Below are 20647 nucleotides of genomic sequence, written 5' to 3'. Positions count from 1 at the left end.
GAAGTCCCGCGGACAAAACCTGAGCGATCCACGCGGAATTTGAATGTCACTTTATGTTTTTAAATGAACGATACTCAGTGTTCTACGTACGGCACTTTATGCACGGTACGTAGAGGGTAAATTTCGCGTGGAGCGCGCTCAGGGACCAGATGTCACTGTAACATCATCCACACTAGGAGCTATGCTTGATTTAATTCAATTTTTCGTGGGTAATAAAGCGTTTATATTGTATTATTCATTGTAAAATGCTTTTTATTACAAAAATGAATACATCCAATAAATTAAGACTGGCTGCACATCTGCAAATTCAAGAGCAACTACGCCAAAGCACAGCTCACCGCTTTAATGAAATCAATAAAAAATATGCTGAATCAGCTTCTCTCTTAAAAGAAGAATTAAAAAAAATTATTCTCAAAAAATTATGTGCAACTCATCAATTAGCCATTATTTTAATCGATATACAAAATGACTTCGTATTGCATGGTTTTGCCTTATATGCCCCCGCTGGCGAAAATACATTGATCAGCAATATGGCATTACTTGATGCACTGATTGAACTTATTGCAAACTACCCTGAGCTTTGTCAGCAAATCGAGCTTATTACCACTCAGGATGCCCATGTTTTTGGACGAACCCAGGAGCATATTGATACACAAATTATGAAGCAAGGTTATGGACAAATACATACGCAGAGAATCCTCAGAATTGAACACCATGAATTACAACAACTTAATCCAGAAAATGGACAATATGGGATCCATTGCCTATGCGGCACAATAGGGGCCGCCATTTCCCAACCTATTGAGGAACGGCTGAAAATTCTGGAAGAAAAAATTTCGATTTACCGCTTTGCTAAAATTAATTTCTCTGCTCCTGAAGCTGGAATGAAACTTAAGGAAGGAATTGATTTAAGTGAGCCATGCTTTTTAAAAGAGATGAATAATATTTATGATGAATATGCCCTGTCTTTCCTCCAATTTTTCCGAAATAAAGCGTATAACGAACTATTGATTGCCGGGATCTGCGGCAATATTTGTGTGCAACAAGCCGCCGAAGGTCTGGCAGGCGCAGGCGAAAAGGTAAGTGTACTTGATCCCTGCGTGCATTACCTGATTATCCCCAACATGAGTTCTTATGATGAAGTATGGACAACCGTTCAAAAATCTTATGCTGCAAAAGGAATAAACTCGATTGCGCTCACTGATTTTCAATCAAATCCTGAATGGCAAAGTCAAAGAAAACGCCTCCATAATGAACACGCCTTCACTTTGTAGTGACTCCTTCGTGCTGAGTGGAATACTGGGTCAGCTTGCAATTTAAGCAAATAAATAATTAATACCTAAACGGACAATGTGGCCATCGAAACGTGAAGTCGTACTTACTGCATTAACAAATAAAGGTTTTCCTGCATCAGGGCCGTCATTAATCAGGCTGGTTAGGGGAGTAGCGTTACAGGTAAAAGAGCCTAAATCATAATACAAATACTCCAATTTTGTACTCCACTGCCCTTGAAATCTCCATTCTAAAGTGCCTCCTACAGTCCAACCATTCCGTGTTGAGGAAGAGCTTCCATCACTGGTAAATGTTCTCACTAAATTATTCGCAGTTCCAAGATAACTCTGGGTTAGATCAGTGTCTGAGCGAACCCCTCCATAAGCATAACCACCTGTTGCAGCTAAAAGTAGTGAGGAAGTAGCAAGCACCCCAAAACGCCCTCGTACTGTCCCTAAATAATCAATACTCTGATCCAGAAACAGATTCGAAGCAATTCTTGAAGTCCTAAAAGTAGGAATCGCAACGACTTGTTGTGAAGAAACCGTATCAATTTCAGGCGTTATACCTTGAATATCAGCTTCCACTCCCAAAACAAATTGATTCAAAGAGTATGAATATCCAATTTGTCCTCCACCGATAAAATTGTCATTATTTGCTGAGAAAGAAGATGTTGCGGCAGTTACTGACGTCGCAGCTGCTAATGCAGAAGTGGTAGCAGCAGAGGGTAAAGTACGAACCGTGGAAAGATCAGTATGATCCTTATTATGTGTATTTGAATAACCTCCATTAATTCCAACATAAAAACCGGTCCAACCTGGAACAGGTGCTGCTGTTGACCAAGAACCAACCCCAAGCATACAGCTTATTAAAGAAAATTTAATAAAATTCATAAAGATAACTTGAAAATTAATATAATGAAAATTCTATCATGGAGTTTTTTCGCGATACAACCCATCTATTTAACTCATATTTATTACTCTCCTTTATTTTTTCCTTTTAAATTTTCTATAGGCTTCAAGCTTAATTCACTTTTACCGATATATTATTCAAGATGCTCAACAAAGAGGCTTATATGAATAAAATCGCGCAATTTAATATTGGAGATTTAGTGATTCACAAAAACAGCCGCTACAGAGCAATCGTAGTGGATGTTGACCCTTTATTTCAGGCTTCCGGACGTTATAATCCACAAGCGCATAAACGTGAATTTGCTACACGAAATCCTTGGTATCGCTTATTGATTGATGACAGTAGCCAAATCACCTATGTTGAAGAGTGCATGCTCATTGCGGACACAAGCCAAAGGCCAATTAATAACCCACATATTCGCTTTTATTTAAAAGAAAAAGAAGGACATTACAGTAATGTAAGTCCTACCCATTAAACACTAATTTCTGATGAATACATTCTGAAGCAACAAAGCGGGACTTGGGGCTCTGTCCCTTATTACCGCTGTACGCAAAAAAATAATAAGCCTATTATTTAAAATAATTTTTTACCGCTGTCATACGCAACCGGCTCATATCCGCTTTGAGTTCTTAAAAATAGGCAGCATTTTAATCATGAGACAGTATCTACGTGTTCCTTACAATTAAAACCAAGAGTGCAATAAAACCAATCAAAACAAGAGCCAAAACCCCCATAGTAAAAAAACTTTTGTTCAAATTTTCTTTACTAAATTGCCCAGGATTTCCTTTGATTGCGCGGTACAAAATGAAAATGATCAGCCCGGCACCCATAAGACCTAGAATTTGATATAAAGTTTCCATAAAACTCTTCCTTATTTTGCTTCAAAACTAAATGCATCTGAAAATAAATGGGCGGAGGAAACGCCGCTGTTTAATAATGCATCACGAGTGCTGTATACCATATCAAAAGGTCCACTAATAACTATTTGCCATTCACCAAGATCCTGTGGATGCTTGCTTAGTACAATAGAAGCGAGAGGGACAGTATTGTCTTCAGAAACCGAAGAAAAATATTTAAAATGGCTCACATGGGTCTGCCAACTTGTTACTTTTTCATCCATGTATAAGTCATTTTGCAAACGTGCGCCCCAAAATAATTCAAAATTCCGAGTGTCTGCAGTAGATAATAACTGTTCGATCATCGCTTTTACAGGTGCAAACCCTGTACCACCAGCAATAAATAATATAGGGCGTCGCGGATCCAAATGTTTAATGGAACATTCACCAAAAGGCAGGCAGATATTCACAAAACCATATTTCTTGATATGGGCAAATAATCGCTGATTGTAGGGATTTTCCAAGCTATGGCGAATGTGAAGCTCATATTTATGAGATCCTAATGGCGCATTAGCAATAGAATAACTAAATGCTTCTTCACCAAAAAGAATTTGCAGATATTGTCCTGCTTGATAATCAATGTATTTTTCAGGAGTTAAAATCAAACGCATGATGCTGTCTGTCAAGGGTGAAATGTCTTCTACAAGCGCTTTAATTGTTTTTTTCTTCATTCACCTAACCCCAGAGAAGACCAGTAACCACTGACTTTTTTTAGTATTTCTTCATCCATCACAATGGGCTCCCCCCATTCTCTTTGTGTCTCACCTGGCCATTTATTGGTTGCGTCCATTCCTATTTTTGAACCCAAACCTGAAACAGGTGAAGCAAAATCCAGATAATCAATCGGTGTATTTTCCATCATGACGGTATCCCGTGCAGGATCCATACGTGTAGTCATTGCCCAAATCACATCCTTCCAATTACGCGCATCAATGTCATCATCACAAACAATGACAAATTTGGTATACATAAACTGCCTTAAAAAAGACCAGACTGCCATCATAATTCGTTTCGCATGCCCAGGATACTGTTTCTTCATTGTGACTACAGCCAAACGATAAGAACATCCTTCTGGGGGCAAATAGAAATCAACAATTTCAGGGAATTGTTTTTGTAATAAGGGGATAAATACTTCATTTAACGCAACACCTAAAATAGCGGGCTCATCAGGAGGCCGACCAGTATAGGTACTATGATAAATGGGATTATCTCGATGGGTGATACGTTCCACAGTAAACACTGGAAAAGATTGTACTTCATTATAATAGCCCGTATGATCCCCATAAGGTCCTTCGGGTGCTTCTACTCCAGGCTCTAAATAACCTTCTAAAATAATTTCCGCACTCGCTGGAACATGCAGCTCGTGCCCAATACATCGCGTCAGACGCGTGCGTTGGCCGCGTAATAATCCAGCAAAAGCATATTCAGACAAAGTATCCGGGACAGGGGTCACCGCAGCAAGGATAGTTGCAGGATCCGCACCTAATGTCACTGCAACTGGAAAACGTTCGCCGGGATAAGCTTTTTGCCATGCCTGATAGTCCAATGCTCCTCCACGATGGGATAACCAACGCATGATTAATTGATTTTTATTTAATACTTGCTGCCGGTAAATTCCCATGTTTTCACGTGGTTGATGAGGCCCTTTAGTGGTTACAAGCCCCCAGGTTATTAATGGCGCAGCATCTTTAGGCCAGCAGGTTTGAATGGGTAAAGAATTCAGATCTACCTCATCTTTTTCCCAAACATGAGTTTGGCATTCTGCACCGCTTACATATTTTGGTGCCATATTTAATGCTTGTTTTAACAAAGGGAGCTTATTAAATGCATCTTTGAATCCTTTGGGTGGATCAGGTTCCTTTAAAGCAGCCAATAATTTGCCCACCTCTCTCAATGCACCGATGTTTTCTTCACCCATTCCCATAGCCACACGTTCAACGGTACCAAACAAATTGGTCAGAACCGGCATTTGATGATTTGGAGTATTGATAAAGAGAAGAGCAGGGCCGCCTGAACGTAACACCCGATCACTGACTGCTGTCATTTCAAGATAAGGCGATACGGGATAAGATATACGTTTTAATAAATCACGTGATTCCAATTGTGCAATAAAATCTCTTAGATCAGAGTATTTCATTAATAATCCCCTAGAGTAGCCTGGGTGAAGGCACAGACGCCTTGCCAATTAAGTTCAGTTTATGTCTCCATAAAATTGTCATCCCCGCGGGCGGGGATCCAACTTTTATCGAATACCGAAGCCAATTTAGGGATAGATTCCCGCCTACGCGGGAATGACAAAGTTCCTAAACTTAATGGCAGTGAGCACAGCCTAACCCGGGCTCGCATCAATTTTCCCAGGCTGTATTTAAGACAGTTAGAATACTTAAATTACTCTTGACGTTTCATTGCATCAAAGAATTCGGCATTGGTTTTATGATTCTTCATGCGCTCAAGCAAGAACTCAATTGCATCGCACTCATCCATAGATTGCAGGATTTTGCGCAATATCCAAGTACGTTGGAGATCCTCTGGGCTCAATAACAGATCTTCACGACGTGTACCAGAACGATTAATATTAATCGCAGGGAAGACACGACGCTCAGCGATATTACGACTCAAGTGGATTTCCATATTACCTGTTCCCTTAAATTCTTCGTAAATCACTTCATCCATTTTAGAACCGGTGTCTACCAGAGCTGTAGCGATAATCGTCAAGCTGCCGCCTTCCTCGATATTTCGTGCAGCACCATACAGACGCTTAGGTCTTTGCAATGCATTGGCATCAACACCACCGGTCAGTACTTTACCTGATGAAGGAATCACTGTGTTGTAAGCTCGCGCCAAGCGAGTAATCGAGTCAAGTAAAATCACTACATCACGTTTGTGTTCCACCAAACGCTTGGCTTTTTCGATCACCATTTCAGCAACTTGAACGTGGCGGTTTGCAGGTTCATCAAAAGTACTGGCAACCACCTCTCCTTTTACAGAGCGTTGCATTTCAGTTACTTCTTCAGGACGCTCATCAATTAATAATACAATGAGATAACATTCGGGATAATTTTTTTCTATAGAACGTGCGATATTTTGCAGCATTAATGTTTTACCCGCTTTGGGAGGGGAAACAATCAAACCACGTTGTCCTCGACCAAAAGGAGCACACAAATCAACTACCCGCGCGGTTAAATCTTCGGTACTGCCATTTCCTTGCTCCATAACCAAGCGCTCTGTAGCAAATAAAGGAGTAAGGTTTTCAAATAAAATTTTCCGTTTGGCACTATCAGGTGAATCATAATTGATTTCATCAACTTTCAACAAAGCAAAATAACGTTCACTGTCTTTAGGAGGACGAATTTTTCCTGAAATAGTATCACCAGAACGCAAACCGAAACGTCTGATTTGGCTAGGTGACACATAAATATCATCAGGGCCTGCCAAATAAGAGCCATCGGCAGAACGCAAGAAACCAAAACCATCAGTCAGGACTTCTAAAACACCATCACCGTGAATGTCTTCACCTTTTAAGGCGTGCGCTTTAAGAATGGCAAAAATAATTTCTTGTTTGCGCATACGGGAAGGGTTCTCGACACCAATCTCTTGTGCGATGTTAAAAAGATCGGCAATAGGCAATTGCTTAAGTTCACTAAGATTCATACTTCTCACTTGATTTGTTGATTAATTGAATTGGATATCCGGGAAAAATATTATTAAGAATGCAGCTAAGGATTCTGCTGCCTATGTGACATATTTACATTATATCACATATTGCAGACAGGCTATCACAGCTTTACTAAAAGATACAACATTTTTATGTAGAAAAATAAAAAATTAAACGTGACTCTCAACAAAAGCACTTAATTGAGATTTTGAAAGCAAACCCATTTTAACTGCTTCGACTTGGCCGTTTTTAAATAAAATCAATGTAGGAATACTCATCACCCCAAACTTTGCAGGGGCTTGTGGATGCTCATCGATATTAATTTTGGCAAAAGTTACTTGCTCACCATGAGTAGCAGCTACTTCTTCCAATATAGGTGTCAATGCACGACATGGACCACACCATTCAGCCCAAAAGTCAACTAATACAGGCTTATTTGCATTGATTACATCTTGTTCAAAGCTTGCATCTGTTATCGTTTTAATAAGATCACTCATGTATCAACCTCGGTTGTTTAAAATTCGTTAATTGCCAAACTCACTTTGCATTCCAAAATACCTATTTGGCATAGCTTGAATGAAAAATCCTCTGAAAACGCACGCCATACTTATTCAGTCAAAAGGCTGCTCATTCAAGCTGCACTCAAATCCACTGCCCTTAGATTTTTGCATTAAGAGAAACTGGCTGCAACTCCTATTATAGATCACCCCCCACTGCTTGCAACAGACTCAATGCAGTAATTGCAGCTGTTTCGGTGCGTAAAACTCTTGGACCTAGGGATAAAGGCTGAAATCCATACTTGCTAGCAAATTGAACTTCACAGTCACTAAACCCTCCTTCAGGTCCGATAAGCAGAGCAATTGTAGAGGGGCCAATTGTGTAATCTTTCCAGTTTTTATGCTCGCCTGGATGCAAAATTAATTTTAATTGAGCCTGAGTCTCACCGACATAATGTTCTAGGGTAACAGAAGGGTGGACTATGGGGACTGTATTACGACCCGATTGTTCGCACGCGGCAATGACAATTGCCTGCCATTGAAGAAGTTTTTTTGTCATTCGTTCCTTATCTAACTTCACAACACAACGCTCCGTAATAATGGGGGTAATACTGGTAACACCAAGCTCAACTGCCTTTTGCATTACAAACTCCATGCGCTCTCCCTTAGAAATAGCCTGTGCCAAGTGGATAGCTAATGGCGACTCACGACTTACAGCTTTTATTGAGCCTATGACTACAGTAACCTGTTTTTTCTTCACGGCTTCTATTGTTGCATCAAACTCACGATCATCACCACAAAATAAAGTAATATGCTCACCAACCTGCATGCGCAAAACAACACCGACATGCTGACTCGCTTCCGGGGACAATTCTAAAAGTTGACCTGTATGGTAGTTTCCAGGTTGATAAATGCGTACTGCTCTCATGTGTTTTTGACCTATAACGTAGTGAGGCTACGTTAAATAAAATGGTTCTTGAACTTACTCGCTACGTTCCGCGGCTTGTCCGCGGAATCCAGAAATAATATCTCGGACAAGCCGCGAGACGTAGGGCGCATTGCTTTAACTAATGGTAGTGTAACCCTCATGGAGTGCGGCGAAGCTGCATTCAACTACCTCTTTGTACTTGCCCAATACTATAACAAAAATTACTTATTTTTACCCTATGTGGTAGAATTTTTTATTTCACTAGGGTCTTGTTTACAATGCGCTAGCTTGAGTCAAATGCTGCGATTTTAGAGCACTGAAACGGAGCATACACAAAGTATGTGAGTATCGGAGCGCAGGAAATCGCAGCATTTTGGCCAAGGGAGTAGAATTGTAAACAGAGCCTAAACACTGTAAGGAAATTAAAAATAATGAGCAAAACACGTATTGAATCTGACAGCATGGGTGAAATCGCTGTCCCTGCTGATAGGTATTGGGGTGCACAAACCGAGCGATCGCTACATCACTTTAATATAGGCAAGGACATTATGCCGCGTGAAGTCACCCACGCTTTCGGTATCTTGAAAAAGGCTGCTGCCTTAACAAACCTAGACTTGGGTAAATTACCGAAGGATAAGGCAGATTTAATCATTCAAGCGGCTGACGAAGTCAGCAAGGGAATGTTGGACGATCATTTTCCTTTACATGTATGGCAAACCGGAAGCGGCACTCAATCCAACATGAATGCCAATGAAGTCATTTCAAATCGTGCTATTGAATTAGCCGGTGGAACCATGGGAAGTAAATCACCTATTCACCCTAATGATCATGTGAATATGTCCCAGTCTTCGAATGATACATTCCCTACTGCTATGCATATTGCAGCAGCAATTGCCTTCAATAATAAACTAATCCCTGCAGTAAAGAGCTTACGCGCTGCCCTAGCTGTTAAAATGGCGGCATTCAAAGATATCGTTAAAATAGGGCGGACTCATTTACAAGATGCTGTACCGCTCACCTTAGGTCAGGAATTTTCCGGCTATGTTGCCCAGCTTGATGCCTGTATCCGTCGACTTGAGGATGCCTTACCCGAATTATATGAATTGGCAGCGGGAGGAACTGCTGTAGGAACTGGGTTAAATACTCATCCCCAATTTGCAACCAAAGTAGCAGAACACATCGCCCATATCACTCAATTGCCATTTATTACTGCAAATAATAAATTTGCTGCCCTGGCCTCCCACGAAGCTTTAGTTAATGCCCACAGTGCCATGAAAGCACTGGCGTGTGCCTTAATGAAGATTGCAAATGACATTCGATGGTTAGCTTCGGGGCCACGCTGTGGCATTGGTGAGTTAATCATTCCAGAAAATGAACCCGGGTCGTCCATCATGCCAGGAAAAGTCAATCCAACTCAATGTGAAGCGATGACTATGGTTTGTGCCCAGGTTCTGGGGAATGATGCAACTGTAGGAATAGCCGACAGCCAAGGTAATTTTGAGCTGAATGTGTTTAAACCGGTGATTATTTTGAATGTACTGCATTCGCTTAATTTACTGACAGACACCTGCAGATCATTCCAGGAATTTTGCGCAGAAGGAATCGAGGCCAATCATAAAGTTATTGACTACTATCTACATCACTCCTTAATGCTGGTCACCGCCCTCAATCAACATATAGGCTATGACAAAGCAGCTAAAATTGCCAAAACAGCCCATCAAGACAATTCTTCCTTGCAGGAGGCAGCAGTCAAACTTGGCTTTTTAACCGCAGAACGCTTTGCAGAACTGGTAAGACCAGAAGAGATGATTGGACCACAATAGGAAAATTTCTTGAAAAACTATGCTGTTTTATTGCATAGTGGGTCCTGTTAATTTAAAAGTATGCTCTCTCGTATAGAGAGAGTTACTAAATTGAATCAATTTAACTCATTTGGGAGCAAAACTGGATTTTTGCTTTTTATAAAATAATGCAAGGACGAACATCTTAAAAAGCTTATAGGAAAATAAGGTTCACGTATGAAGCAAAAAATAATTATTCATTTGGCACAAAAATCTGAAACAACGGATCATAAAAACGCAAGAACATCGCATCAACGCCTCGAAAAAGCAAGTAATAAAAAAATGAGTTTTTTTGGGGATCGTGCTTCCAGACAATTTGTGAGGGATGAAATGATTAAAGACGGGCTGGATTTAATGCAAGTAAAAATAGAAATGGAAGAAGTTCATAAAGCCAGGGAAGATGAAACAAAAAATTTTACTCCCTGGTAATTCTGTAGTATGCGGGGGTTGAGTCCTGCTCCCCCCAATTCTACTGAAGCATTAATAAATACTTCGTACATTGAACCCATTAGTACATGAAAAAGCGACGACATTGCTTTCCCACATTTGCAGCAGGAAAGCCAATTCAGATACTAAAAAATTATTGTATTACTGGGATTTGGGGTGCACTATTGCGTTTAGGCCCAGGAGTTGATCTTTGAGTAGGATCTTTTGAGGCATAGGTCTTTTGCGCTTTAGCTTTAGACTTATTTGTTGCTTGTTGTTGACCCTGAGTATTTATTTTCTCATAGCCCTGGGTATTTTGTTCTGAACGTTGCATGTCCATGCATGCACCCAATCCTAAGGATAAAGCAATACCAAAAACCAACTTAAGTGATTTTAGTTTCATATTTAGCTCCCTGCTTTGTTAGTTCAAAAGATAAATATAAATTAAAAAATTTAAAATCACCACCCAAATTCACTAAGAATTTTTTTTTCACCTAAAAAAACATATAATCAAATCAAACCACTCTTCAATAAAGGACTTATTATGATCTATCCCAATATCCTTGCCACCATAGGACAAACTCCTGTAGTAAAAATTAATCGTCTCGGCCATGATCTTGATTGCGAGCTGTATGCAAAATGCGAGTTTTTTAATCCAGGCGGCTCTGTTAAAGATCGCATCGGGTATGAAATGGTGGTCAATGCAGAACGCGATGGTCATATCAAGCCTGGTGATACACTGATTGAACCTACTTCTGGAAATACAGGAATAGGTATTGCTTTAGCGGGTGCTGTATTAGGCTACAAAGTAATCATTACCATGCCTGAAAAAATGAGCCAAGAAAAACAATCGGTGCTTGAGCGTTTAGGAGCAAAGATTTATCGTACCCCAACCGAAGCAGCCTATGATGATCCAGAAAGCCATATTTCTTTGGCTAAAAAACTGAATGCAGAAATCCCCAATTCCTATATTCTTGATCAATATGCTAACCCTAATAACCCCAATGCCCATTACCACGGCACAGCCCAAGAAATTATTGATGATTTTGGCAAAGACTTGCATATGGTTGTTGCCGGAGTAGGAACTGGCGGGACAATTACCGGGGTTGCCAAACGGCTTAAGGAATATAATCCGCAAATTAAAATCATTGGCGTTGACCCCGAGGGCTCGATTCTTGGTGGTGGAACCGAAATTAAGCCCTATGCAGTAGAGGGGATAGGCTATGATTTCTTTCCAGAAGTTTTAGATAATAGTTTAATTGATCAATACATTAAAACGAATGATCTGGATTCATTTCGAACTGCAAGAGATTTAATTCGTGAAGAAGGTTTATTAGTCGGGGGGTCTTCAGGATCGGCAATGTGGGCTGCGCTGCATGCTGCAAAATCCTTAGGTAAAGGCCAAAAATGCCTGGTTATTTTACCTGACTCAATTCGTAATTACATGTCTAAATTTGCTAATGATGAATGGATGAAAAAACACGGGTTTTTGTAAGAACATTCGAAGCAGAATTGCAGCAACCGAATTGATTCTGCTTCATTGGCCTACCAGTTTATCTCAATGACATAGTTGATTGATTTTCTTTTTCCAATTGATCAAACAAGTCATCAGGCTCAACTTGCCCTGTGACAATCCACGCCGCAATAGAGTCTGCCAAAAGATCAATTGTGTATTTTTCTTGTTCTTGTGGCTCTCCCGCAATAGCAGAATTGTGTCTTGTTTGGGTTAAGTCAGATACAGATATGGCATTCTTCAATTGAACAGGTAAGAATTTAATGTAGAGTGTCATGAGTTGTTCACGCGTTAATTCACCCGCGGCAACCATGCTTAAAATAGTGTTACACCATTGGTCGTGAGATTGCGCACGATGTTTCTTATATTCCGCAATCATATTAATAATACTACCTAGGGTTTCCCCTTGTTCATTTGTATTTTCAACAGGCTTAGGTCCAGAAATGGCTAATTGACCAACATAGGCAAACCTTGCTTTATCAGTTACAGCCGGGAAATATTTATCATCTTGAATCTGAATCTTTAAATGAACTTTATTAGCCATTATTCTTCTCCATCATATACTTCTCTTTTTCTTAGCTCCTTGCCAAGTTCTTTAAAAGATAGAGTAACCGTAATTCCTAGTGTCTGAGCCAAGGCATTTAAAGCACTTGGTGGTAGCTTGACTTCAGGATCGCGTAAATAACTTTTGGGTGTTTCCGCACTCAACCCATCAAATACTTCAATATACTTTAAAGGATGGGTATATAACTCATCCACCGCCAACTGGCGTAATACGTACGCCATACACTCCACTAACTCTGACTTACGAGAACTATTAAGTAACATGCTCATACGCTCAGGAAGTGTTAAATACGGTTGGTTGCTTATATACTTGGGAAAGTGCTGATAAAAGCGCTCCAAAATTTTTTTCAACGTTGCATCATTGCCACGCTGGCTACTACTCTGCAAGGAATCAATCAAAGCCACAGCAACGGCATGAAATTGTTCATTACCGACATTGATAAAACTATATTCTGCACGTGGTCTAGGTTCATGCTGTACATAAGCTCTATTACTAAAAAAACCCGCCATGATGCTCTCCCAACCTCAATATAACTTCATTCTAATGAAACAAAATTAAGGAAATATTAACTAGTAGTAACATTATGAAATATAAATTTACAGTTAACCCCATTTTTCAAACCAATTATAGTAATAAAATAGTACTTAACATTATAATTCTATACTACATGCAATAATTTTACTCTATTACCCTGCGATAAGACAATGCTTATATTTTATACGCGATGACTCCATGAAGTTTATAGGGAATTTACAACTTAAGGAAATGTTTATAGAGTATTATCAAGAAAATGATTCGGTTGCATTCAAGAGATACCACAAACAGCTCCTAATTTTTTAAAAAAGGTAGCTTCTCAATATGTCAAGAAAGTAAAATGGTGGTTCACTGCTAAATCAAGCACATAAATTAAGGACTTACTCTTGAGCCACTTGCTATCTTTTCTTATTTGTTTGCTCCTTGTGCTCTTCACATTACTTCTTCATTTAAAATTTAAAAGAAAACAAATCAATGTGCTCCGATGGCAAAAATTATTAAATTTACAAGAACACGCGCAAGTTTTCCGCCAAATTTACACCGATGCTAATGGTTTTATGCTGTCTCAAAATGCACGCCACGTACATGATGCCATGGAATATGCTTATGGAGAGATCGAATTTTTATCATTTATTGCACTTCTATCCCTAACGAACCCCAATAAAAATACCGTTTTCTATGACTTAGGTTCGGGAACAGGTAAAGCAGTATTAGCCTGCGGTATGGTGTTCCCAATATGCAAAAGTATTGGCATCGAATTATTTCCAGAGCTCTACCTCGATTCCTGCAAACGACGTGATCAATTGGCCGCTATGAAAAACTATGCCGAACAAACCAAAAAAATTCAGTTTATTTTGGGGGATTTTCTCAAGGTGAATTTAGATGATGCTACGCTTGTTTTTATCAACTCTACTGCTTTTTTTGGTCCAACATGGGAAAAACTATGTGCTAAACTGGATCATTTACCTCATCTCAACACAGTAATTACAACCAGCAAAACATTATCCAGTACTCATTTTACTGTAACGACACGTACTAAAGTTGAAATGAGTTGGGGCGTTGTGTTTGCTTATGTCCATACGCGAAAAACAACTTTCGACTAACTGTCTTGAAAATATTGAATAATTTTTTTCCCAGTCTATACTTATAAAACAAGGACAATTGTCAGCACCTAATCTGTATTGGTAGCAGACTTTGAAACACGCGACAACACGAGGTGGGTATGATCAAATCGGAACTCATTGAACACATCGCTGCTCGAATGACGCATCTTACTGAAAAGCAAGTGGCTGATGGTATAAATAGAATATTGGAGTTAATGAGTGAAGCACTCATTAAAAATCAACGGATAGAAATTCGGGGATTCGGCAGCTTTTCTCTCCATTATAGACCGCCCCGCAACGCTCATAATCCCAAAACTGGGGAAAAAGTTGTGACAAAGGCCAAATACAGTCCTCACTTTAAACCAGGAAAAGAATTACGCGAACGCGTCGATGCATCACGTGATAAATATAAATTACCTGATGAAGAATGAGAGTAATAACTCAGGCCCCATGTGAATATTTACTCGAACGATTGGGGTTGAGCACATTACGAATGGGGTAGTTCCTGGGTACTGCTTTGTTGCACTCAGGAATTCATACCAAAACCTGAGTACGCTGTCCCCCAGGCATCAATTTTTTTATCATCCATATCAAGTACGAGGTAAAGTAACCCCTGTTTGTCCCTGATATTTTCCATTGCGATCTCGGTACGAAACAGCACAAATTTCCGTAGCTTCTAAAAATAGCATTTGTGCAACGCCTTCATGCGCATAAATTTTGGCGGGCAACGTCGTCGTATTTGAAAACTCCAAAGTTACATGACCTTCCCACTCGGGCTCCAAAGGAGTCACATTAACAATAATGCCGCAACGCGCATAAGTCGATTTACCAAGACAAATAGTCAGTATATTACGTGGAATACGAAAATATTCCACGGTTCTTGCTAATGCAAAAGAATTGGGAGGAATAATACACACATCTGACTGCACATCAACAAAGCTGTTTTCATCAAAAGCTTTAGGATCCACAACAGCAGAATTAATGTTGGTGAAAATTTTAAATTCATTAGCACAACGAACATCATATCCATAGCTGGATACGCCATATGAAATAATTCTTCCATTGTCATTTTCACGCACTTGTCCGGGTTGAAATGGAGATATCATTCCATGTTCAAGCGCCATTTTTTCTATCCATCTATCTGATTTAATCGACACAATAAAAACCTCATGACTTCTTTGAAAATAAGTGTTCTATCATAAAAGCGAACTAAACGAAAGTTTAAGTTAATAATCCTGTTTTTTCTGTGGATTAATTTTCATATTTTTCAAGAAAGGGGACGGTTCTAATCTTCTTGTTGCGAATTTCTTTTATATTAAGATGCCTATATTAAGATGCCGAAAAGTGTATTAGTCCATGATGCTTATTCTGGACAAAAAGCAAGAATGCTTTGTTTTTGTCCAGAAATAGGCGCTTTATCATTTTATCTATTTTTTCTTTGCAGCCATACTTGACAAAATATCGCCCAGCTCCATTGGCATTGGAAACACAATGGTGGAGTTATTATTACTTGCTATAGCGGCTAATGTCTGCAAATAACGTAATTGCATTGCCTGAGGTTGTTGTGCCAGAACTTGTGATGCTTGTAATAACTTAGCGGAAGCTTGCAGCTCCCCTTCAGCATGAATCACCTTCGCGCGTCGCTCACGTTCTGCCTCAGCCTGTCTTGCGATTGCACGTATCATGCTTTCATCCAAATCAACACGTTTAATTTCAACATTGGACACTTTAATCCCCCATGTATCGGTTTGTGAATCCAATATTTTTTGTACGTCACTATTTAATCGTTCACGTTCAGAAAGCATTTCATCCAACTCATGCTGTCCTAACACGGAACGTAGGGTCGTTTGTGCCAATTGACTGGTTGCTTCGTAGTAATTTTCTACTTGGATAATTGCATTTTCTGGAATCACAACACGAAAGTATAAAACTGCATTTACTCTTACTGAAACGTTATCTTTGGAGATAACATCTTGGCTTGGTACATCCATAACTATAGTACGTAAATCGACCCGGACCACTTGCTGGATCACTGGAATAATAAGCACTAATCCAGGTCCTTTAACTTTCCAGAAGCGCCCCAACATGAATACAACACCGCGCTCATATTCTCTAAATACTTTAATTGCTGAGATCAAAAGCAATACAATTGCAATGATGATCACCGTGAAAAAAGGTCCCATTTTACCCTCCTTGATTATCTAAATCTTCTTCAATTTCTAACACGAGTCCTGAGGTTCCGATTACTTTTATTGGCTTTCTTGCTGCAATAAACTTTTTCGAATGTACACTCCAAATCTCACCACGAATAAACGCCTGCCCGTCAAGATTAATATCACCAAGCGTACGGCCTTTGGCCCCTATCAAAACAATTAAACCATGTTTCACACTTTGTCGTCGCGCTTTTACCACCATCCCAAGTACGATCACAAAGAAAAGAATATTCACTAAAGCCATTGCCCCAATTGCCGACCATGCGATTTGATAGGTCTGATTGTCGCTATCAATTAACATAATGGATCCGATAATAAACGCTATTGTGCCTCCGATACCTAAAGAACCGTATGCAGGGACAAATGCTTCTGCGATAATAAATCCTATTCCCAATATAATAAGGAAGAAACCTGCATAGCTAATCGGTAATAATTGCAGTGCATAGAGCGCGATACACATTGATATAGCGCCGATTACTCCAGGAAATATATGACCTGGGTTCACTAATTCGAAGAAAATACCATATATCCCCAATAAAAGAAGGAGATAAGCCACCGTAGGATCAGTAATTATTGATAAAAATTGTGTGCGCCAATCCGGATCGATTAACTCGATGTGTGCATTACTGGTGTTGAGTATTATTTTTTGATTATTTTGCGTTACTGATATGCCATTCAACTGAGAAAGTAAGTCATGCTCATCATGTGCAATATAATTTATAACTCCTTCCTTTAAAGCCTCTGTGGATGTTAAAGTCTCAGCGTTCAAAACTGCCTTTTGCGCAAAGTCCGGATTACGTCCCCGCAATTGCGCCAGAGACCTTAAGGTTGCCACCGCATCATTAGTTATTTTTTTCTCCATCGTTGTCTGCTTATTTGATTTGCTTTCCTCAGCAAAACCAGCCAAGGCAATATTAACCGGACTTGCTGCTCCTAATTGAGTCCCTGGTGCCATAGCTGCTATGGTACTGCCATAGAGTAAGTAAGTTCCCGCACTTGCAGCACGCGCGCCATTTGGGCTGACATAAGTCACGATGGGAACGTTGGATGATAAAAACTTTTGAATAATTGCTCGTGTAGCCTCATCAAGCCCACCAGGAGTATCAAGAGTAATCAGGATTAAATCTGCATCTTGTGCATTATCAATATTACGAATAATGTAATCCGCTGTGGCCGGTCCGATTGCTCCTTTGATTTTAAGTTCGATGATTTTTGCTGCATAAGAACTGGAAGCATAAATGACGAAAAGGATAAGAAGTACACCTAATCGAGATAAAAATAGGTTCTGAGCTGGTGAGAATATGGACTTTGGCATGCTGTAAGGTGTACACATGCTCCTTTCCTTTATGAAAATACGTTATATGATAAAAGATAGCACAGTTTGCATTATTTATTACTCATTTATGGGTAAGCTCTTGGGCTGATAAATGCATGTATTTGCTGCATGAATGAAAGTATCACTTGGGCACTTCTTGCAGATTAGCCCAGGTTCCGCTTCACATTACCCGGGCCTCTTCAGATTCATAAGGATTGCTTTTTAGAAATAAACACCAATTTGTGCAGAAACTGTATCCGCACTGCCTCCAGTTCCTATGGTTGGCGCATTTACAAGGCCAGGAGGCGCAGCGCCATTGGCAAAATCATTGGAGCTATAATCAATTTCATGCCGATATTCAATACTTTCTACAGTATCTTTCCAAATAGAAATATTAAATACCCCAATAAATCGGTGTTCTGGCAAATTGAGTGCAAGTGCTTCTCGAGTCCGTTGATAGCTAACACCAACAGACGCAGGTCTATTGAATACCCTGAATGTCATATCAATTTCTGTTTGTAATGCTTGTGGTTTTGCACCATGGCCATTGAAACTCAAATCCTGAGCTCTGAATGCCTCAATAGTTCCAACCCACTCAGCGGCAAAGTTAAATCGATCGTAAGCCATATTGCCGTATACATCTACAGCTTCCGTTTTACGCACCAGTTCATTTCCATTGAGTAAAGAACCAAAGCCACCAAAAGTCCCAGGGTTTGCTGCAGTATTTTGCATTCCAGCTGCATCATTAATTGAACTGATATAACTGGCACCTATTTCACCACTCATTCTGTCAAATCCAAAGACATAACCGCCATTCACACCACCAACTCCAGCTCTTCCCAGTGTGGTATCACTTCGATAAATGTATGTTGAAACAAATGGTCCGGTATCTTCTTGAGACTTATAACCTATTATAAAAGGCCTTGTTTTTGTTCGCCCCATATCTAAAGTTAATGGAGAGCTGATCATAGAGCTGGAATAACGACCAAAAGGTACATACAACTGCCCTGCGGTAAAATAAAATGGTGTTTTGTCCAAATTACCAATGTTGACAAAACCCATATTGAGGTTAAATGCGGAATTATTAATTCTTGGACCAACCTCCGGGGGGCTTGCATCATATGCGATTGCTATGTAGGCTTCAACGTTTTGGTTTAATGCAGCAGCAACATCGAGTTCACTAGAGCCAAGAGTTAAATCAACATTTGTACCCCCAACATAATCACTATTGAGCATGCCTACAGGTTCGGCTTTACCACTAAGTGCAATGATTGGTCTGTCAGGAATTGGGTAGCCCATATTCCGATATGCTCTATATAATTTTCGACGTTGTTGCATCAAACGGATATCGCGATTGATACTCGAGATATTAACAATATAATCTGATCCATCAAATGCGGGCCTATCCCCCAAGTATGGAGAAGCGACCACCGGTGTTCCCGCAATATAGGTAACAACCCGTCCCTCAGCCACTAAAGCAGTTGGATAAAATCTTACTGACTCTGGATGCTCTTCAGGTGTATGTATCGACAGCGTCGATGAATGATATTTGACCATGTTATCTTGTATTATTTGGTCATGCTCATGTTTTTTTCCATGTTTTACATGAGGTTTGGACTCTTGTTTTTTTGTTTCTTTTTTGCTCGACTTGGGTTGGTGTTTCACTTTCTGAGAAACCATTTCCCTTTGTAACGAGTCTAGTTGAGCTTGTAATTGTTGTGCTTGTTTTTGTAAATGAGCTATTTGACGTTGCAACTGTTGATCATGTTCCGCATAGAGTGGCGATGACAAACAGACTAGGGCCAATATTATTTTTTTATACTGCATGCGGTACTCCTGTTCATTATTTTTACTTCCACATCGGAATGGCAGAAAATTATAGCTTGGTAAACAAGGAGTGGCTAGCCTCTTTTTTACAAATTTGCTTAAATTTTGTAACTTTTTTGTATAAAAAAACCCATACCAAAGTATGGGTTTTCTAGTGAATACTGCCTATGATGATTTGATCATGCGTTGCCGATTAACTTCAGGCCAAAGTATGGGCCATAGACCCCGTAATCAACTGCGCGAACAGGTCCAAATAGATTAGGAAGTGCTTGCTCTTCCAACACATGAAAATAATTGACAACTTGATAACCTGCTTGAATATTAGCAAGACCTATAGGAGTTGCATGAGCATAATTGACACCAAGTTTTGCTTCCAAGCTTGGAACAATACCATTTTTGCGGAAGGATACCTGTTCAACAATAGCATGAACGGGAGAGGCGACGAAGCCAGCATGATAGCGATTTGTTCCATAGAGAATAGAGCCCCCTCCATTTGCGGTAACACTTAATGAGTCCGTAATGTAATAGGCATAATTAATTCCCGCCACAGGTCCAATACCTTTATAATCAGTATTATCAAATTTACTAAATGGATTGCTTGCAAGTGAAGGAATTATTGAGGTCACATAATAATTTTTACCCGTTGATTGTACATTTGCATATTGCAAACCAGCATAGAAACGTATTTTTTTTCTTATGCTAAAATCAGTATGTTGGCCCATCACTACATTAACTTGATCAATTCTATTTCGGTTAATGAATTCAAATGGCGCTGGTATTTCTGGAACATCTACTGCTGGGATAGTTAAAAACCCGAAAAGTTCTGTTGGCCCTGCGGATGTGCTGTAGTGCATCCAGTTGATAGTGATATCATTTCCTGTATTGAAGTGGTAGGAACCTTCTAAAAAATATCCCCAGTTCCAATCATTTTTTAATTCTTTATTTAAAGGTACTGTCCCAGGTTGAAATGCTTTGTCAGCGCCATAAATTGATCTTAAATAGAGTGCTTGCGCACCGAAGTCCCAAAGATTTGTCGCACATGGAACTGTAACATTACCTGGGGTACAAACTGGCCCCATACTTCCGGCAGTAGCTACACTTGCTGCCAATCCCAATACAGCTATAGTTGCTTTCTTAAACATGAATACTC

General features: G+C 39.7%; 22 protein-coding genes. 7 read left to right on the top strand and 15 right to left on the bottom strand.

What is annotated here, in order from left to right:
- The first annotated feature begins 245 nt into the window (after window positions 1–245).
- A complete protein-coding gene (locus DY223_RS00415; protein WP_235810491.1) occupies window positions 246–1274 on the top strand; it encodes a cysteine hydrolase family protein in 1029 nt (342 codons plus the stop codon).
- Window positions 1275–1316: 42 nt separating this feature from the next.
- Here DY223_RS00415 and DY223_RS00410 read toward each other — a convergent pair whose 3' ends face one another.
- Window positions 1317–2165 carry an outer membrane protein gene (locus tag DY223_RS00410; protein WP_058459002.1) on the bottom strand — a complete coding sequence of 283 codons (849 nt, stop codon included), beginning with the start codon at window positions 2163–2165 and terminating at the stop codon, window positions 1317–1319.
- A gap of 182 nt (window positions 2166–2347) precedes the next feature.
- Between DY223_RS00410 and hspQ the strand changes: the two genes are divergently transcribed.
- Window positions 2348–2659, top strand: coding sequence for a heat shock protein HspQ (hspQ, locus tag DY223_RS00405; RefSeq protein ID WP_058459003.1), 312 nt, complete (start codon window positions 2348–2350; stop codon window positions 2657–2659).
- Between the two features lie 190 nt (window positions 2660–2849).
- On the opposite strand, the gene DY223_RS00400 is transcribed toward hspQ, so the two are convergent.
- The 6 genes from DY223_RS00400 to DY223_RS00375 all read right to left on the bottom strand — a co-directional run bounded on the left by DY223_RS00400 (window position 2850) and on the right by DY223_RS00375 (window position 8160).
- Entirely contained in the window at window positions 2850–3044 is a 195-nt protein-coding gene (locus DY223_RS00400; RefSeq protein ID WP_058459004.1) for a hypothetical protein, read from the bottom strand.
- Window positions 3045–3055: 11 nt separating this feature from the next.
- The gene (locus DY223_RS00395) at window positions 3056–3751 is read right to left on the bottom strand and encodes an NAD(P)H-flavin reductase (RefSeq protein ID WP_058459005.1); all 696 of its coding nucleotides are present in this window, start codon (window positions 3749–3751) and stop codon (window positions 3056–3058) included.
- Window positions 3748–5217, bottom strand: a complete 1470-nt coding sequence (ubiD, locus tag DY223_RS00390; protein ID WP_058459006.1) for a 4-hydroxy-3-polyprenylbenzoate decarboxylase — start codon at window positions 5215–5217, stop codon at window positions 3748–3750. Before ubiD ends, DY223_RS00395 begins: the two co-directional genes overlap by 4 nt.
- Window positions 5218–5468: 251 nt before the next feature.
- The gene (gene rho, locus DY223_RS00385) at window positions 5469–6731 is read right to left on the bottom strand and encodes a transcription termination factor Rho (RefSeq protein ID WP_010652211.1); all 1263 of its coding nucleotides are present in this window, start codon (window positions 6729–6731) and stop codon (window positions 5469–5471) included.
- Between the two features lie 174 nt (window positions 6732–6905).
- A complete protein-coding gene (trxA, locus tag DY223_RS00380; protein WP_058459007.1) occupies window positions 6906–7232 on the bottom strand; it encodes a thioredoxin in 327 nt (108 codons plus the stop codon).
- A 199-nt stretch (window positions 7233–7431) separates the two neighbouring features.
- Entirely contained in the window at window positions 7432–8160 is a 729-nt protein-coding gene (locus tag DY223_RS00375) for a 16S rRNA (uracil(1498)-N(3))-methyltransferase (protein ID WP_058459008.1), read from the bottom strand.
- Between the two features lie 431 nt (window positions 8161–8591).
- Between DY223_RS00375 and fumC the strand changes: the two genes are divergently transcribed.
- Window positions 8592–9983, top strand: coding sequence for a class II fumarate hydratase (gene fumC / locus DY223_RS00370; protein WP_058459009.1), 1392 nt, complete (start codon window positions 8592–8594; stop codon window positions 9981–9983).
- Window positions 9984–10178: 195 nt separating this feature from the next.
- Complete coding sequence (locus tag DY223_RS00365) at window positions 10179–10430, top strand: hypothetical protein (protein WP_058459010.1); 252 nt, start codon at window positions 10179–10181, stop codon at window positions 10428–10430.
- Between the two features lie 151 nt (window positions 10431–10581).
- On the opposite strand, the gene DY223_RS00360 is transcribed toward DY223_RS00365, so the two are convergent.
- The gene (locus DY223_RS00360) at window positions 10582–10830 is read right to left on the bottom strand and encodes a hypothetical protein (protein ID WP_058459011.1); all 249 of its coding nucleotides are present in this window, start codon (window positions 10828–10830) and stop codon (window positions 10582–10584) included.
- A 141-nt stretch (window positions 10831–10971) separates the two neighbouring features.
- Here DY223_RS00360 and DY223_RS00355 point away from each other — a divergent pair, with 141 nt between their 5' ends.
- Window positions 10972–11922, top strand: a complete 951-nt coding sequence (locus DY223_RS00355; RefSeq protein WP_058459012.1) for a pyridoxal-phosphate dependent enzyme — start codon at window positions 10972–10974, stop codon at window positions 11920–11922.
- 58 nt (window positions 11923–11980) lie between these two features.
- Here DY223_RS00355 and DY223_RS00350 read toward each other — a convergent pair whose 3' ends face one another.
- Window positions 11981–12484 carry a hypothetical protein gene (locus tag DY223_RS00350; RefSeq protein WP_058459013.1) on the bottom strand — a complete coding sequence of 168 codons (504 nt, stop codon included), beginning with the start codon at window positions 12482–12484 and terminating at the stop codon, window positions 11981–11983.
- Window positions 12484–13014, bottom strand: coding sequence for a hypothetical protein (locus DY223_RS00345; protein WP_058459014.1), 531 nt, complete (start codon window positions 13012–13014; stop codon window positions 12484–12486). The genes DY223_RS00350 and DY223_RS00345 overlap by 1 nt, the downstream gene beginning before the upstream one ends.
- Window positions 13015–13425: 411 nt before the next feature.
- Here DY223_RS00345 and DY223_RS00340 point away from each other — a divergent pair, with 411 nt between their 5' ends.
- Complete coding sequence (locus DY223_RS00340) at window positions 13426–14142, top strand: class I SAM-dependent methyltransferase (RefSeq protein ID WP_082642423.1); 717 nt, start codon at window positions 13426–13428, stop codon at window positions 14140–14142.
- Window positions 14143–14261: 119 nt separating this feature from the next.
- Window positions 14262–14573: an integration host factor subunit beta gene (locus tag DY223_RS00335; protein ID WP_058459016.1), complete on the top strand. Its 312-nt coding sequence runs from the start codon at window positions 14262–14264 to the stop codon at window positions 14571–14573.
- 159 nt (window positions 14574–14732) lie between these two features.
- Here DY223_RS00335 and dcd read toward each other — a convergent pair whose 3' ends face one another.
- From dcd to DY223_RS00310, 5 genes are all read right to left on the bottom strand, one after another.
- Complete coding sequence (gene dcd, locus DY223_RS00330) at window positions 14733–15299, bottom strand: dCTP deaminase (protein WP_082642424.1); 567 nt, start codon at window positions 15297–15299, stop codon at window positions 14733–14735.
- 270 nt (window positions 15300–15569) lie between these two features.
- Window positions 15570–16325, bottom strand: a complete 756-nt coding sequence (locus tag DY223_RS00325) for a slipin family protein (RefSeq protein WP_058459018.1) — start codon at window positions 16323–16325, stop codon at window positions 15570–15572.
- 1 nt (window position 16326) lies between these two features.
- The gene (locus DY223_RS00320; RefSeq protein ID WP_058459053.1) at window positions 16327–17670 is read right to left on the bottom strand and encodes an NfeD family protein; all 1344 of its coding nucleotides are present in this window, start codon (window positions 17668–17670) and stop codon (window positions 16327–16329) included.
- A 222-nt stretch (window positions 17671–17892) separates the two neighbouring features.
- The gene (locus tag DY223_RS00315; protein WP_058459019.1) at window positions 17893–19497 is read right to left on the bottom strand and encodes an LbtU family siderophore porin; all 1605 of its coding nucleotides are present in this window, start codon (window positions 19495–19497) and stop codon (window positions 17893–17895) included.
- A 179-nt stretch (window positions 19498–19676) separates the two neighbouring features.
- The gene (locus DY223_RS00310; protein WP_058459020.1) at window positions 19677–20639 is read right to left on the bottom strand and encodes an Lpg1974 family pore-forming outer membrane protein; all 963 of its coding nucleotides are present in this window, start codon (window positions 20637–20639) and stop codon (window positions 19677–19679) included.
- Between the last annotated feature and the right edge of the window lie 8 nt (window positions 20640–20647).

Origin of the sequence: Legionella bozemanae, from assembly GCF_900450575.1 — a bacterium.
GTDB lineage: Bacteria > Pseudomonadota > Gammaproteobacteria > Legionellales > Legionellaceae > Legionella > Legionella bozemanae.
This window is presented reverse-complemented; position numbering and strand designations above follow the sequence as displayed.

What these genes read in the sequence shown, in the direction of transcription:
- DY223_RS00400 (WP_058459004.1), bottom strand. Translation starts at nt 3,044, where the DNA reads ATGGAAACTTTATATCAAATTCTAGGTCTTATGGGTGCCGGGCTGATC.
- DY223_RS00355 (WP_058459012.1), top strand. Translation starts at nt 10,972, where the DNA reads ATGATCTATCCCAATATCCTTGCCACCATAGGACAAACTCCTGTAGTA.
- DY223_RS00410 (WP_058459002.1), bottom strand. Translation starts at nt 2,165, where the DNA reads ATGAATTTTATTAAATTTTCTTTAATAAGCTGTATGCTTGGGGTTGGT.
- DY223_RS00360 (WP_058459011.1), bottom strand. Translation starts at nt 10,830, where the DNA reads ATGAAACTAAAATCACTTAAGTTGGTTTTTGGTATTGCTTTATCCTTA.
- DY223_RS00365 (WP_058459010.1), top strand. Translation starts at nt 10,179, where the DNA reads ATGAAGCAAAAAATAATTATTCATTTGGCACAAAAATCTGAAACAACG.
- DY223_RS00415 (WP_235810491.1), top strand. Translation starts at nt 246, where the DNA reads ATGCTTTTTATTACAAAAATGAATACATCCAATAAATTAAGACTGGCT.
- DY223_RS00325 (WP_058459018.1), bottom strand. Translation starts at nt 16,325, where the DNA reads ATGGGACCTTTTTTCACGGTGATCATCATTGCAATTGTATTGCTTTTG.
- trxA (WP_058459007.1), bottom strand. Translation starts at nt 7,232, where the DNA reads ATGAGTGATCTTATTAAAACGATAACAGATGCAAGCTTTGAACAAGAT.
- DY223_RS00375 (WP_058459008.1), bottom strand. Translation starts at nt 8,160, where the DNA reads ATGAGAGCAGTACGCATTTATCAACCTGGAAACTACCATACAGGTCAA.
- DY223_RS00315 (WP_058459019.1), bottom strand. Translation starts at nt 19,497, where the DNA reads ATGCAGTATAAAAAAATAATATTGGCCCTAGTCTGTTTGTCATCGCCA.
- DY223_RS00395 (WP_058459005.1), bottom strand. Translation starts at nt 3,751, where the DNA reads ATGAAGAAAAAAACAATTAAAGCGCTTGTAGAAGACATTTCACCCTTG.
- DY223_RS00320 (WP_058459053.1), bottom strand. Translation starts at nt 17,670, where the DNA reads ATGCCAAAGTCCATATTCTCACCAGCTCAGAACCTATTTTTATCTCGA.
- hspQ (WP_058459003.1), top strand. Translation starts at nt 2,348, where the DNA reads ATGAATAAAATCGCGCAATTTAATATTGGAGATTTAGTGATTCACAAA.
- DY223_RS00335 (WP_058459016.1), top strand. Translation starts at nt 14,262, where the DNA reads ATGATCAAATCGGAACTCATTGAACACATCGCTGCTCGAATGACGCAT.
- ubiD (WP_058459006.1), bottom strand. Translation starts at nt 5,217, where the DNA reads ATGAAATACTCTGATCTAAGAGATTTTATTGCACAATTGGAATCACGT.
- DY223_RS00350 (WP_058459013.1), bottom strand. Translation starts at nt 12,484, where the DNA reads ATGGCTAATAAAGTTCATTTAAAGATTCAGATTCAAGATGATAAATAT.
- fumC (WP_058459009.1), top strand. Translation starts at nt 8,592, where the DNA reads ATGAGCAAAACACGTATTGAATCTGACAGCATGGGTGAAATCGCTGTC.
- DY223_RS00345 (WP_058459014.1), bottom strand. Translation starts at nt 13,014, where the DNA reads ATGGCGGGTTTTTTTAGTAATAGAGCTTATGTACAGCATGAACCTAGA.
- rho (WP_010652211.1), bottom strand. Translation starts at nt 6,731, where the DNA reads ATGAATCTTAGTGAACTTAAGCAATTGCCTATTGCCGATCTTTTTAAC.
- DY223_RS00310 (WP_058459020.1), bottom strand. Translation starts at nt 20,639, where the DNA reads ATGTTTAAGAAAGCAACTATAGCTGTATTGGGATTGGCAGCAAGTGTA.